Source organism: Streptomyces sp. NPDC059828 (assembly GCF_042731955.1).
Classification (GTDB): domain Bacteria; phylum Actinomycetota; class Actinomycetes; order Streptomycetales; family Streptomycetaceae; genus Streptomyces.
Map to the genome: position 1 here is coordinate 1 of NZ_JBHWIW010000009.1, position 13,332 is coordinate 13,332.

At 69.1% G+C, this 13,332-nt stretch carries 10 protein-coding genes; 3 read left to right on the forward strand and 7 right to left on the reverse strand.

The window, feature by feature from the left end; translation table 11 throughout:
* Positions 1-795: MFS transporter (locus tag ACFV6V_RS07780; RefSeq protein ID WP_385560642.1), on the forward strand; the 795-nt coding region annotated here is incomplete at its 5' end.
* Positions 796-989: 194 nt separating this feature from the next.
* Here the strand turns inward: ACFV6V_RS07780 and ACFV6V_RS07785 are convergent.
* The 3 genes from ACFV6V_RS07785 to ACFV6V_RS07795 all read right to left on the reverse strand — a co-directional run bounded on the left by ACFV6V_RS07785 (position 990) and on the right by ACFV6V_RS07795 (position 5,172).
* Entirely contained in the window at positions 990-3,668 is a 2,679-nt protein-coding gene (locus ACFV6V_RS07785) for a LuxR C-terminal-related transcriptional regulator (RefSeq protein ID WP_385560645.1), read from the reverse strand.
* Positions 3,669-3,895: 227 nt separating this feature from the next.
* Positions 3,896-4,579, reverse strand: a complete 684-nt coding sequence (locus ACFV6V_RS07790) for a response regulator (protein ID WP_385560648.1) — start codon at positions 4,577-4,579, stop codon at positions 3,896-3,898.
* Between the two features lie 377 nt (positions 4,580-4,956).
* Positions 4,957-5,172 carry an EF-hand domain-containing protein gene (locus ACFV6V_RS07795; RefSeq protein WP_385560651.1) on the reverse strand — a complete coding sequence of 72 codons (216 nt, stop codon included), beginning with the start codon at positions 5,170-5,172 and terminating at the stop codon, positions 4,957-4,959.
* Positions 5,173-5,288: 116 nt separating this feature from the next.
* Here ACFV6V_RS07795 and ACFV6V_RS07800 point away from each other — a divergent pair, with 116 nt between their 5' ends.
* The gene (locus ACFV6V_RS07800; protein ID WP_385560654.1) at positions 5,289-5,963 is read left to right on the forward strand and encodes a GNAT family N-acetyltransferase; all 675 of its coding nucleotides are present in this window, start codon (positions 5,289-5,291) and stop codon (positions 5,961-5,963) included.
* Between the two features lie 281 nt (positions 5,964-6,244).
* Here the strand turns inward: ACFV6V_RS07800 and ACFV6V_RS07805 are convergent, their stop codons facing one another.
* From ACFV6V_RS07805 to ACFV6V_RS07820, 4 genes are all read right to left on the reverse strand, one after another.
* Positions 6,245-6,748, reverse strand: coding sequence for an ATP-binding protein (locus tag ACFV6V_RS07805; protein WP_385560657.1), 504 nt, complete (start codon positions 6,746-6,748; stop codon positions 6,245-6,247).
* Positions 6,749-7,081: 333 nt separating this feature from the next.
* Positions 7,082-7,849 carry an enoyl-CoA hydratase/isomerase family protein gene (locus ACFV6V_RS07810; RefSeq protein ID WP_385560660.1) on the reverse strand — a complete coding sequence of 256 codons (768 nt, stop codon included), beginning with the start codon at positions 7,847-7,849 and terminating at the stop codon, positions 7,082-7,084.
* 88 nt (positions 7,850-7,937) lie between these two features.
* Positions 7,938-9,191: an Ig-like domain-containing protein gene (locus ACFV6V_RS07815; protein ID WP_385560662.1), complete on the reverse strand. Its 1,254-nt coding sequence runs from the start codon at positions 9,189-9,191 to the stop codon at positions 7,938-7,940.
* Between the two features lie 244 nt (positions 9,192-9,435).
* Complete coding sequence (locus ACFV6V_RS07820) at positions 9,436-10,605, reverse strand: Ig-like domain-containing protein (protein ID WP_385561026.1); 1,170 nt, start codon at positions 10,603-10,605, stop codon at positions 9,436-9,438.
* A 323-nt stretch (positions 10,606-10,928) separates the two neighbouring features.
* Here ACFV6V_RS07820 and glgX point away from each other — a divergent pair, with 323 nt between their 5' ends.
* Positions 10,929-13,331 (forward strand): glycogen debranching protein GlgX, encoded by a 2,403-nt coding sequence (gene glgX, locus ACFV6V_RS07825; protein WP_385560665.1) that lies wholly within the window; start codon positions 10,929-10,931, stop codon positions 13,329-13,331.
* The last annotated feature ends 1 nt before the right edge of the window (position 13,332 follow it).

The following is a 13,332-nucleotide window of genomic DNA, read 5'->3' on the forward strand; positions in this document are numbered from 1 at the left end:
GCGCCGATCATCGCGCCGTTGATCGGCGGGCAGGTCCTGCGGGTGACGGACTGGCGCGGGGTGTTCTATGTGCTCGCCGGGGTGGGGCTGCTGCTCACCCTGGTCGTGGCGAGGTTCCTGCGGGAGACGCTGCCGCCGGAGCGGCGGCATGGCGGGGGCGTGGGCCAGGCGCTGCGCACGATGCGGGGGTTGCTGTCGGACCGGGTGTTCACCGGTTACGTGCTGGCGGGCGGGCTGGCCTTCGCGACCCTGTTCGCCTACATATCCGCGTCCCCGTTCGTGGTGCAGGAGATCTACGGGGCCTCGCCGCAGACGTTCAGCCTGCTGTTCGGGCTCAACTCGCTGGGTCTGGTGGCGGTGGGGCAGATCAACGGGAAGCTGCTGGTGGGCCGGGTCAGCCTGGACAAGGCGCTCGGCACCGGACTGGCCGTGATCAGCCTCGCCGCGCTCGCGCTGCTGCTGATGACCTCCGGGGTCTTCGGACAGGTGGGGCTGGTCCCGATCGCGGCCGGGTTGTTCGTGCTGATGTCCGCGATGGGTCTGGTGCTGCCCAACACCAACGCGCTGGCGCTGATGCGCACCCCGCACGCCGCCGGCTCCGCATCCGCGCTGCTCGGCACATCCGCGTTCCTCGTCGGAGCGATCGCGTCCCCGCTGGTCGGGATCGCGGGCGAGACCACCGCCGTGCCCATGGCCGCGGTACAGCTCGTGTGCGCACTCGGCGCCATCGGCTGCTTCCTCGCACTCTGCCACCCCCGGCACACCGGGCAGGCAGCAGCCGACTCGGCGGCCTAGTATTCAGAACTCCCGCCTGGCTCGCGGCGTCTGGCACCCACATTCGCTGCGTTGTCGAATCGTCCGAGTACGCCCCGTACGAGGACGACCTCCCCCTGCCTCCGGCGGGGGAACCCCCACCGCCTTGCGATGGCAGGCACCAGACACCGCGAGCCCCGCCCTTCGGGCGGACGACGCCAGTTCACAAACACGGCCTAGGCCTGACCCGAGCCTCCGCCGTGGCGGTTGCCGAGCGTCTCGGCAAGCGCCCGCCGTGAGGTGACGCCCACCTTGTTGTAGATGCGGTACAGGTGGTTGTCGACGGTGCGAGGTGACAGATGCAGTTGGAGTGCGATGTCCTTGGTGGCCAGACCGCTCGCCGCCATGGTCGCGATCTCCATCTCCCGGCCGGTGAGCGGTTCGTGGAGCTGGAGCGCGCTGAGTCCGGGCGTGATCGCGCCTTGGCAGGACCTCGCCAGTCTCTCGGCGAGACCGGCGGCGTTCGTGGCCTGGCGTGACAGTCCTTCCTTGCGCAGGCACTGTGCCGCGGTCGCCGCGGCTTCGGCTGCGATGAGCAGCGCGCCTGCTTCCTCCAGCTGACGTGATGCCTCAAGCAGGTCATCGGCGTTCCCTGCCGCCATCGCCCGGGCGAAACCGACACGTGGAACAGCCAGGAGACCGTCACACACCTCGGCCAGCTCGGTGAGTCTGCCCACCACGCGTGCGGCGGCGCCCAGCCGGGCCACTTCGGTGAGCAGCGTCATTTCACTGGACACCGCGCCTGCGTCCCGGGCTGCGCCGGCTCCCTCCAGAAGTGCCTGGATCGCCGCGGTCATACGTCCGTTGGCGGCATGTACCCACGCCTCGCCCACCGTGCTGTCGCCGGGGAGGAAGAAGAGGTCCGGATACTGCTTGAGGTCGGCGAGCGCGTGCTCGGCGCGTTCGATGTCGCCGAGGACGGCGGCGGCTGCGGCCAGGCCTGCGGCCGCGGGGCGAAGAGCGATGTGGACGTCGTCGTCCAGACTGACCGCCAGCGCTTCCGTGTACCAGCGGTGTGAGTCGGCGATACGTCCCTGGTGCCAGGCGATTCGGCCCATGACACAGGACAGCCACGCCGCGGGGTGTGCCGCGTTGTCGGCCACTGCCTGGCGGTGGCCTTCCTCGGCGGCGCGTTGCGCCGCCTCGAGGTCGCCGTGGTCGACCAGGGTGAGGGCCAGCGTCGACAAGGCCGCCGAGGGGTGCTGGATCACGACGCGCCGACTGGCTTCGGCGTGTGCCGCGTGGTTCCGGGTTGCCAGGTCGACGGCCTCTTTCGTCCGTCCCACCGCGCTGAGTCCAAAGCTCTTCATGGCGTTGGCGTACAGGCGTACCCGCTCCTCCCGGATGCTGCCCGGTGAGTCCTGGAGCAGGGGCAGGCCGACTCGTGGCTGGCCGGCGTAGACACGCATGGCCCCTTCGTTGGCGGCCAGGGCGGCCTGGACCGAGGGGTCGGTGACCTGTGAGCGTGCCTCGTCGTTGACGGCCAGTGCGGTGTCCAGGTCGGTGGCACCCCAGAACAGGTTCTGGGTGCGCTCCATGGTGACGGCGAGCCGCTGGGCGTCGGTTTCGGACTCCTGGTACGCCTGGCGGAGCACGTCCTCGCACTCACTGAAGCGGTGCAGCACGTAAAAGCATTCGCCCAGCTGGAGTCTGGTCTCCCAGGTCATCTCGTGCGGGGGAAGGCAGTCGATGAGTGCGATCACCTGGGCGTAGTCATGGCTGTAGCGGGCCAGCCGGGCAGCACTGCGGATGAGCGCGGGGTCGGGTGTCTGCGAGGCGGCGAGCTGCCATGTCGCCACATGGAGGTGGTCTTCGAGGCGCCGGGCTCCATGGGCGAGGATCCGGTCCGCGCACCGGGTGAGGACGGCGATTCGCCTGCTCACGGCAATGTCTTCGTGCAGGACCTCACCGTAGAGCGGATGGGCAAGACGGGCAGAGTGTCTGCGCCGGGAGCTCTGGATCTGGATGAGGTCCGTTTCCTCCAGCGCGGCGATCGATTCCAGGGACGCGATCTCCCGGAGCTCGGTGAGGCTGAGGCTGTCCACCACGGCCAGGGTTTCCAGCACGCGGACTGCTTCGTGGTCGGCCTGGTGCAGGCGGGTGCGGATGAGCTGACGCACCCGCAGTGACGCCATCGCGTCGGGCGCCGCCTTGGCCAGGCGCCACAGGCCGCCCACGCGCAGCAGGGCGCCGGTGTCCAGCAGGCCCAGCACGAGCTCGCGCAGGAACAGGAAGTTCCCGCCGCTGTAGTGGTGGAGCTGGTTCGCGGTGCGGCGTTCCACCACTCCGTGGAGGATCATGACCAGGGCGTGCTCCACCTGCTCCGGAGACAGCTCGCGTACCTCGACACGCACCACTTCCTCGGCGCGGTCGAATACCTGGACCGCATCCGAGGAAAGCGCGTCCGCTCGGACGGTGCCGATCACGAAGAGCACTCCCGAGTCGAGGAGTTGCCCGATCAGAGTCGCCGACGTCGCGTCGAGCAGATGCGCGTCGTCGAGCAGCAGCACATAGCGCTGGCCGGCCGGACGTCTGAACGCCTCCGCAGCCCTGGCGAACGTCCTGGCAGGTTCCCGGAAGTCCAGATCCTGGGGCAGCAGATGCGCGATGGCACCGAAGGGCATGGCCGCCGCTGCCGCACTCGCGGTCGCGCGCCTGCCTTCGTGGCCCGCGGCCAGTGCGCGCTGCCAGACCTCGCGTGCGACGCGTGTCTTGCCCACACCGGCGGGCCCCTGCAGCAGCACGCCGCCGCAGTGCGGGTCGGACAGGGCCTGGACGCAGGTCTCCACCTCCTGCTCCCGCTCGACCAGGGGCCACAGCCGCGCACTGCGTCCGGATGCGAAAGGCGACCTCATTGTTTGTCTCCTCGAACTTCGCCGAAGCGGGATTCAGTGTTTCCGTTCCATGGACGAGGAGCACGTCCGGCGATTCCGCCGGATCTGTTCGGGCCGCATCACCCTTCGGGGCCGAGAGTTTAACCGGCCGCCCGCGAAGCGAGTGGCGCCACCCTCGGATACCGCGTACCGGCTCGGCCGATTGAAAGTACCGAGTACACAGGACACGGAGAGGTCCGCAGGACCGTTTACAGCGGCCCGAAGCGGTAACCGAAACCCCGCACGGTCTGGATGTAGCGAGGAGCGGCCTGTACATCCTCGATCTTGCTGCGCAATCGGTGCACACACGCATCGACCAACCGCAGATCCCCGTCGTAGCCGTGCTCCCACACATGCTCCAGCAATTCCTGTCTGCTGAAGACGTGTTCGGGCGAGTCGGCCAGATAGAGGAGCAGCTTGAGTTCGGAAGCCGCGAGCTGGAGGCGCTGGCCGTTCTTGGTGACGGCGAGCAGCGAACGATCGATGGCGAGCGCGCCCTGGACCTCGCTGGGTGGCTCCGCGCCGCCCTGCCCTTCATGGCGGCGTAGCACGGCCCGGATCCGGGCCTCGATCACCTCGGTGCGAGCCGGCTTGACGATGTAGTCATCAGCCCCCGCGTCCAGCCCGACGACCATGTCGAAGTCGTCACTGCGCGCGGTGAGCATGATGATCGGAAGCTGGCTGGTCATGCGCACCTGGCGGCAAGCCTGGACGCCATTCATGCCGGGCAGCATCAGATCGAGCAGCATGAGGTCCGGACGGAAGACTCCGATGGCCTCGATCCCCGACTCGGCACAGGAGGTTGATTCCACTTCGTGGCCGCGACGACGCAGAGCGAGATTAAGTGCTTCACGAATGCCGGGATCGTCTTCGACGAGGAGGACTCGAGGCATTGCTAGAGCTCTCTCGGGGGCTGGTCAAGGGTCCGGTTCACTCGATGCTCGCTTCTTCTGCGCAGACGCCAGGGGTGACGTCAATCGTCATCGAGCCGTATTCGCCGGCACGAGAGTAGCGACTACTCAACCGGCGGCGCCTTTTGCGTTTCCTTCAATGCCGCCCCTGGTGCGTCACGAACAGAGGCGGATCGAGGAACCGGTCAGTGGTGAACTCACGGGACCGGTCACCACGGGGAGTTCGGCGGAGGGCGGTGACCTGACGGGCAGGCCCGGCGCCGCGTCGGCACGGGCCAGTGACCTCGTCGTACCGGGCCCGCGGACGACATGCCACGGCCCCCCGGCGTGTGCCGGGGGGCCGTCGTGCGCCGGGAGCGTCAGTCCTTGTCGAGCGACGCCCAGAACTCGTCGAAGGTCAGCAGGCCGTCGCCGTTGCCGTCCTTCGACTTGATGACGGCCTCGGCGACGGTCTCCGTGACATGGAAGTCGCCCAGCTGTGCCATCACGCTCTTGTACTCGGCAGCCGAGATCAGCCCGTCGCCGTTCAGGTCATAACGATCGAAGGCCTTGCGCGCCGACTCGATGTCCGCCACTGGTCCACCCCTTCTTGGTGCCTTACTGATGGATGCAGGGTATCCGCGAGGCCGCGGACCGCCGCCGGGGGGAGGCCAAGGACCACCCGTGCGGGTTCTGGGAGGAATATGGGGGTATGAGCGATGCGCTGACCAGGATCCTGGCGGCGGCGGAGCGGGGCGAGTTCCCACCGCCGGACGGCATGACCACAGTGGTGCCGCAGCCCAGTGGGCGGGACGCGGGTGTGCTGGCCTTCACGGCACACTCGGTGGTGTTCACGGACGAGGACCCCGAGTGGGTACGCGACACACTCGCCGCGACCTCGAGTGATCCGCTCGCGGCGAGCATGAACCCCGGCTTCCTGAGCGCCCTGATGGCGCGGACCGGGCGGACCATGAACACCATCGACCTGCTCTCGGTCGCCCCGGCACGGTCGGGGCCGCCCGAGCTGCCGCTGCGCGAGATCGAGGACCCGGATCATCCACGGGTGGCCAGGGCCCTCCAGCACCGCGACGACGTCCGGATGTGGACCGCCGACGGAGGTGTACTGGTGCTCGGCCGCGGGGTGGCCGGGCGCTGGGAGGCGGCGGTCGAAGTGGATCTGGAGGCTCGCGGCGCCGGGCTGGGGCCACGCCTCGCGGACGCGGCGCGGCATCTGATTCCGGAGGGCGCGCACGTCTGGGCCCAGAAGTCCCCGGGGAACGCCCGCAGCGTGCGGACCTTCCAGCTGGCGGGGTTCCGGCCGGTGGGCTCGGAGGCGCTGCTGCTTCCGGCGGACAGAGACTTTCCACACCGGTCGCCGCATCGATGAATCACTCGGGATGACCCATAGCCATTCATTGTTTGCAAGGAGAGTGGCCTAGTTCACCTTAGATTCACTTTCCATTTGACTGGATTGTTCGATTTTGGCCGGGTGGGGACTTTTGGCAGAGAGGCCGCCCGTCTGTCATAGTCGGTGGCACGACCCCCATTGACCCGGGCCAGGTCGTCTCAGCGGTCGTGGATCACACCCCCTCCTGTCCACGACCGCACGCATGAAGCCCCCGAGGCGCCACACGATGGCAGCAGGGGGCTTTCGTGCGCCCAGGGGGCTCAGCGGTCGGACACCCGCATCTCGAACCAGGTCGTCTTGCCGCGCGGCAGCAGATCGACCCCCCAGCGAGCGGACAGCTTGTCGACGAGGAACAGCCCACGGCCGCTGGTGTCCAGATCACGCACCGGGAGCAGACACGGCAGCCCCCGCGAGGGGTCACGTACCTCCACCTTGATCCTGCCGGGCCGGCGCAGCATGCGCAGCCCGAAGACACGGGCGCCGGTGTGCTGCACCGCGTTGCCGACGAGCTCGGAGACGAGCAGGATCGTGTCCTCGGCGGTCTGCGGGGACAGGGCCCACTGACGCAGCAGCACATACTGGGTCAGTCGGCGCGCGATCGCGGCCGACTCGGGCAACGACGGCAGTTCCACCTCGCCGTCGGCCGGGCTGCCGAACGCCTCGAGGGCCCTGAAGACCCGCTCGTCATCGGCCAACGGCCTCCAGCGCTCGGCGGTCGCACCGCCGCGCTGTCGTGGTTGCTCCATGCCCTCCAGCCCCGCCATGGCGTCCATGATGGCTGTTCGGACGCCGTTCCGCGGCCGTTCCGGAGTAATCCACACCCCGGGGCAGAGGGCCCCGGGGGTATGGATTCCGCATATGCCAGGGGCAGAAATAGCCCATGATGTCCCCTGACCAGCCCTGACGCACCGCATACGGATGATCGCGAAGCGCTTCGACCCCTGCCGCCGGAAGGCTCTCTTAAGGTTCTCTTAAGCCGGGAAACGCGGGTGCAACCCACTGCAACCCCGTCGCTGACAGCGAATCCCGTAGAAGGACCCGAAGAGCGCAGAAGAGCTCCGAGCGACCCAGAGGAGCTCGGAAGAACTCAGAGGGACTCAGACGAACTTCGCCTTGCCCGGCCCCTCTTCCACGAAGCTGCGCATCCCGCGCTCCCGGTCCTCCGTCGCGAACAGCCCCGCGAACCAGTTCCGTTCGATCGCGAGGCCCGTGTCGATGTCCGCCTCCAGGCCCGCGTCGACGCACTCCTTGGCCGCGCGCAGCGCCAGCGCCGGCCCCTGGGCGAGCTTCGCCGCCCAGGCGTGCGCCTGCTCGTAGACCTCGGCCGCGGGTACGACACGGTCCACCAGGCCGATCGCCAGCGCCTCGTCGGCCCTCACATGACGGCCCGTGAAGATGAGGTCCTTCGCCTTGGAGGGCCCCACCAGCCGGCCCAGCCGCTGGGTGCCGCCCGCGCCCGGGATCAGCCCGAGCAGGATCTCCGGCTGGCCGAGCTTGGCGTTGTCCGCGGCGATCCGGTAGTCAGCGCAGAGCGCCAGCTCGCAGCCTCCGCCCAGGGCGTAGCCGGTGACGGCAGCGACCACGGGCTTCGGAATGCGGGCGACGGCGGTGAAAGCGTCCTGGAGGCCCTTGGACCGCTTCACCATCGCGGCGTGGTCCATCCGCTGCATCTCCTTGATGTCCGCGCCGGCCGCGAACACCTTCTCCCCGCCGTACAGGATCACGGCCCGGACGTCGTCGCGATCGCTCGCCTCGGCGGCGAGCTCGCGAAGGCGGTCCTGGGTGGCGATGTCCAGGGCGTTCATCGGGGGGCGGTCCAGACGGATGGTGCCGACGCCTTCGGAGACTTCGAGAGTGACTGTCATACGGGGAGGTTAGCCCCCGTTAACGCGGACGGACCCGGTGCCGTCCATCACAGCACCGGGCCCGTCCGCTCAGTCGTCCCCTACCTGGTCACCTGGTCCACTCGGCCCAGGACATGTTCCAGCCGTTGAGCCCGTTGCTCGGGGCGATCTGCTTGTCCTTGGAGTTCTTCACGATCACCACGTCACCGATGATCGAGTTCTCGTACATCCAGGCCGCGGGGGCCTTCTTGTCCCAGCCGCCCCGCACATCGCGCAGTCCGACACAGCCGTGGCTGACGTTGGCCGAGCCGAAGGTGCCGGATGAGGCCCAGTAGTTGCCGTGCATGAAGGTGCCCGAGTCGGACAGGCGCATGGCGTGCGGGACGTCCTTGATGTCGTACTCGCCGCCGAAGCCGACGGTGGCACCGTTCATCCGGGTCACCTCGTACTTCTCGCTGATGACCATCTGCCCGTTGTACGTCGTCGTCGACGGCGCGCCTGCGGTGATCGGGACGGTCTTGAGGAGCTTGCCGTCCCGGACGACCTCCATGGTGTGCTCGCTCGCGTCCACGGTGGAGACCTGGCTGCGGCCGATGGTGAACGTCACGGTCTTGGACTGCTTGCCGTACACACCCGGCCGGCCCTCGACACCGTCCAGATTGAGCTTGACCGTCACCTTGGTGCCCGGCGTCCAGTACTTCTCGGGGCGGAAGTCCAGCCGGTCATTGCCGAACCAGTGACCCTCGATCGGGACCGACGGCTCGGCGGTCACCGTGATGGCCTTCTCGACGGCCTCGGGGTCGGTGATGCCCCGGGTGAAATTGATCTTGACGGGCATCCCGACACCGACGGTGGAGCCGTCCTCTGGGGCGTACTGACCGATGAAGGTGTTCTTGGGCACCAGCGTGGTGAAGCTGGTGTCCTTGGCGGACTCCCGGCCCTCGGAGTCCTTGGCGACCGCGTGCACCTTGTACTTGGTGGCGGCGGCGAGGTGGGCGAGCGGCTCCCAGGCGGCGCCGTCCGCGCTGAGCTTGCCCTCGACGGCGTTGCCCCTGTCGTCGTTGACGCTGACGGCGGTCAGCTTGCCCTGGTCGGCGGTCACCTTGAGGGCGCCGCTGGTGGCGACCGAGTCCGCGCCGTCCTTGGGCGCGATGGTCACCACCGCCTGCGAGGCGGTGGTGCCGGCCTTGCCGGCACCCTCCTTCTCGCCCTTGCCAGGACTGCTCTTGCCGGTTCCCCCGCCTCCGCACGCGGTCACCAACAGCAGCAATGCGCCGAGCAGCAGGGCGAGCACGCCCGTGCCCGTACGTGTCCGCCTGCCGTATGACCCGGCCGATGCCCCCGATATCGGCTGCCCGTTCACGATCGGTCTTCTCCCCTCGCACGGCCTGGCCCCGCCACGGCCCGTGGAGCCCGGCCTCGAGCCGGACTACTACCCCCGCGCACGCTTCCTGCGCGCGTCTTGGCGATAGATAATCACACCGCGAGCCGTGGCAACTCCCCACGGATGTCACCGTTCAGTCCCAAGATGTCCAGGACTGGTGCGGGCCATGCGAGTCGACGGAGATCTCCGGAATCCGGCGGGGCGGCCGGGGCGGCAGCGGAGGTCACCGCACCGCTGAACCAGCCCTCCATTCCGCCCAGCCCATGTTCCAGCCGCTCAGCCCGTTCCAGGGATCGACCTCCCGGTCAGGAGAGTTGATCACCTCGACGATGTCCCCGATGAGCGTCCGGTCGAAGAACCAGCCCGCCGGGGTGCTCTGGCTGCCGCCCTTCTCGTCCCGCAGCCCCACACAGCCGTGACTGGTGTTGGCCGAGCCGAACACCGAGGGATGCGCCCAGTAGTTCCCGTGCAGGAACGTGCCCGACGTGGTGAGCCGCATCGCGTGCGGTACGTCCTTGATGTCGTATTCGCTCTTGCCCGTCTCATTGCGGAAGCCGACCGTCGCACCGTCCATGCGGGTGACATCGAACATCTCGCTCACGACCATCTTGCCGTTGTACGTCGTGTTCTCCCTGGCCCCGGCCGTCACGGGCAGGGTCGCCAGCAACCGCTCACCCCGGCGTACCTCCATCGTGTGGTTTCGCACGTCGACGGTCGAGATCTGTGAACGGCCCACGGTGAAGCTGGTGGTCTTGTGCTGGATCCCGTACACGTCCGGCGCCCCCTCGACATCGCGCAGCCGCAGATCGACACTGACCTTGGTGCCCGGCCGCCAGTAGGTACGCGGCCGGAAGTCGAGGCGCTGCCCGTCGAACCAGTGGCCGACGACCTCCACCGGCGGATGCGCCGTGATGCGGATGGCGCGCTGAACCGCCGCCCGCTCCTTGATCTTCCGGTTGAAGACGAACGAGACGATCATGCCGGTGCCCACGGTGGAGCGGTTCTCGGGGTTGAAGTAGCCGATGAAGCGGTGCTCGGGAACGAGGGTGGTGAAGGTGGCGTTCCGGGCGGCGCGCCGGCCGTGGGCATCGAGCGCCACCGCGTCGACCCGGTATTCGGCGGCGAGGGCGAGCCTGGTGCCGGCGCTGGGCCGCCAGCGCAGTCCGTCCTCGGAGATCGACCCGGGCACGTCGATGGGCTGGGCGTCCTCGATCCGGGTCACCCTGACCCGTTCCAGCCGTCCGCTGGACAGCTTCACTTCGAGTTTGCCGTCGGCCGCCACGCCCTTCGCACCGTCATCGGGAGTGATCCTGATGATGTCGGCCGGGGGGCCCGGTTTGCTGCCCACGTCGGCCGGCGGCCTCTGGGTGCAGCCGGTCAGGGCGGCCAGCAGTGACGTCCAGACGACAGCGACGGCCAGGGTGGCCCTCGCCCGCCTCGCCGAGTTGCTCGCCACCGTGTTGCCCACCGTGTTGCCCACAGGGTTCACCTCGTCGTTCAGCTGCTCGTTCACCTGCTCGTTCACTTGGTCGTCCACCTCGTCGGGTCGCAGAGACACAGCACGTTCCGCCCAACGACCGGCCCCCGCGTGTGGGTACGTGAGCGCCCTGATGTTGGGAGGGGGCGAGCGCGGGCAGAACAGGTGGGAGGACCACGCGTGGGCCTGTCCGGCCGGTCCGGCACGGCGTGGCCCGATGAGCCGCGGGAGGCCGACAGGTGTCGAGCGCAGCCGGGCAGGAGGCAGTGCGGGAGGGTGGGGCGCCGTCCCCTGAAGTTCAGCGTCGCCCGGCGCTGAACGGGCGGCGCCACCGGCCCGGGAATTCAGGAGAGCCAGGGCATCCCGGGGACTCAGGGGAATCAGGGGAATCCGGTGAAAGGGACGTCCGGAGTGAGGTGGCCGCGGTCTGGCCCGGCTCGCCGACCCCGCTCGGAGCGAGGTTCCGCACCGGTCCCGACGGTGTCGCGGGCACGAACTTCGCGCTGTGGGCGGGCGGTGCCGAGGCCGTGGAGCTGTGCCTGTTCGACGAGGCGGGCACCGAGACCCGGCTTCCGCTGACCGAGCTGACCCATGAGATCTGGCACGGCTTCGTGCCCGGGGTACTGCCGGGCCGCCGCTACGGCTTCCGCGTGCACGGCCGCTGGGACCCGTGGACCGGCGCCCGCTGGAACCCGGCGAAGCTGCTGCTCGACCCGTACGCACGGGCCGTGGACGGCGACTTCGGGGTGTCGGGGCGCGCTCCGCAGATCTACGGTCATGTGCGCGACTGGCCCGAGCAGCATGTCGCCGACACCGTGCGCGATGACCGCGATTCGGCTCCGTACGTGCCCAAGGGGGTCGTCGTCCACGACGACGCGCCCGGCGACGAATGGGCCGATGACCGCCGTCCCAAGACCCCGTGGGCGGACTCGGTCATCTACGAGCTGCATGTCCGCGGCTTCACCAGGCTGCACCCGGACATCCCCGAAGAGCTGCGTGGCACCTACGCGGGCCTCGCGCACCCCGCCGCGATCGACCACCTCGTACGGCTCGGGGTGACGGCCGTGGAGCTGCTGCCGGTGCACCAGTTCGCGCACGAGGACCATCTGCTGCGGCGCGGGCTGCGGAACTACTGGGGTTACAACTCGATCGGCTACTTCGCCCCGCACGCCGCCTACAGCGCATCGGGGACTGCCGGGCAGCAGGTCGGCGAGTTCAAGCGGATGGTGCGGGCGCTGCACGCGGCGGGTATCGAGGTCATCCTCGACGTGGTCTACAACCACACGGCTGAGGCGGGCGAGCTGGGTCCGACCCTCAGCCTCAAGGGCATCGACAACCGCGGCTACTACCGCCTCCAGCCCGACGCCCGCCGCTACGCCGACTACACGGGCTGCGGCAACACCCTGCATGTGGTCCAGCCCCAGGTGCTGCGGCTGATCACCGACTCGCTGCGCTACTGGGTCACCGAGATGGGCGTCGACGGCTTCCGCTTCGACCTGGCTGCGGCGCTCGCCCGGTCGATGCACGATGTCGACATGCTCTCGCCGTTTCTCGCGGTGATCGCCCAGGACCCGGTGCTGCGCCGGGTGAAGCTGATCGCCGAACCCTGGGACGTGGGCAGCGGCGGCTACCAGGTGGGCGCTTTCCCGCCGCTGTGGACGGAGTGGAACGACCGCTACCGCGACGCGGTACGGGACTTCTGGCGCGGCGCGCTGCCCGATGTGCGGGACCTCGGCTACCGGCTCTCCGGATCCAGCGACCTGTACGCCTGGGGCGGGCGCCGCCCGTATGCCTCGGTGAACTTCCTCACCGCCCACGACGGCTTCACCCTGCGCGATCTTGTCAGCTACGAGCACAAGCACAACGGGGCCAACGGGGAGGGCAACCGGGACGGCACCCACGACAACCGCGCCTGGAACTGCGGGGCGGAGGGCGAGACGGACGATCCCGCGATCAACGCCGTGCGGCGCCGCCAGCTGCGGGGTCTGCTCAGCACGCTGCTGCTGTCCACCGGGGTGCCGATGCTGGTCGCGGGAGACGAGATGGGCCGTACGCAGGGCGGCAACAACAACGCGTACTGCCAGGACAACGAGGTCAGCTGGTTGGACTGGTCGCTGCGGGACCAGCCGGGTCCGGCCGGGCTGCTGGCCTTGGCCTCCCGGCTGCTGACACTGCGCGCGGCGCATCCGGTGCTGCGCCGCAAGGCGTTCTTCTCCGGTCGCTCGCAGACCCCGGACGGACTGCGGGACCTCGCCTGGTTCACCCCGTACGGCACCGAGATGACCGAAGGGGACTGGTACGCGCCCGCGTCGACCGTGGCCTTCTACCTCTCGGGCCGCGACATCCCGGGCCGCGACGCCCGCGGGGCCCCGGTGGCCGACGACAGCTTCCTGGTGGTCCTGCACGCCGGCGCCGGCCCGCTGGACTTCCGGCTGCCGGGCCCGCCGTGGGGCGAGGCGTACGAAGTGGTCGTGGACACCTCGCTGGAGGACCAGACCTCGGCGCCGGGGACGGTGTACCGGGGCGGAGGACGGATGACGGTGCCCGAGCGGTCCGTACTGCTGCTGAAGGTGCTGGCAGCGGACCCGGACGCGGCGGACGGCGGGAAAAACTCGGTGGGCAGTGTCAGTGGTGAACCGTAGG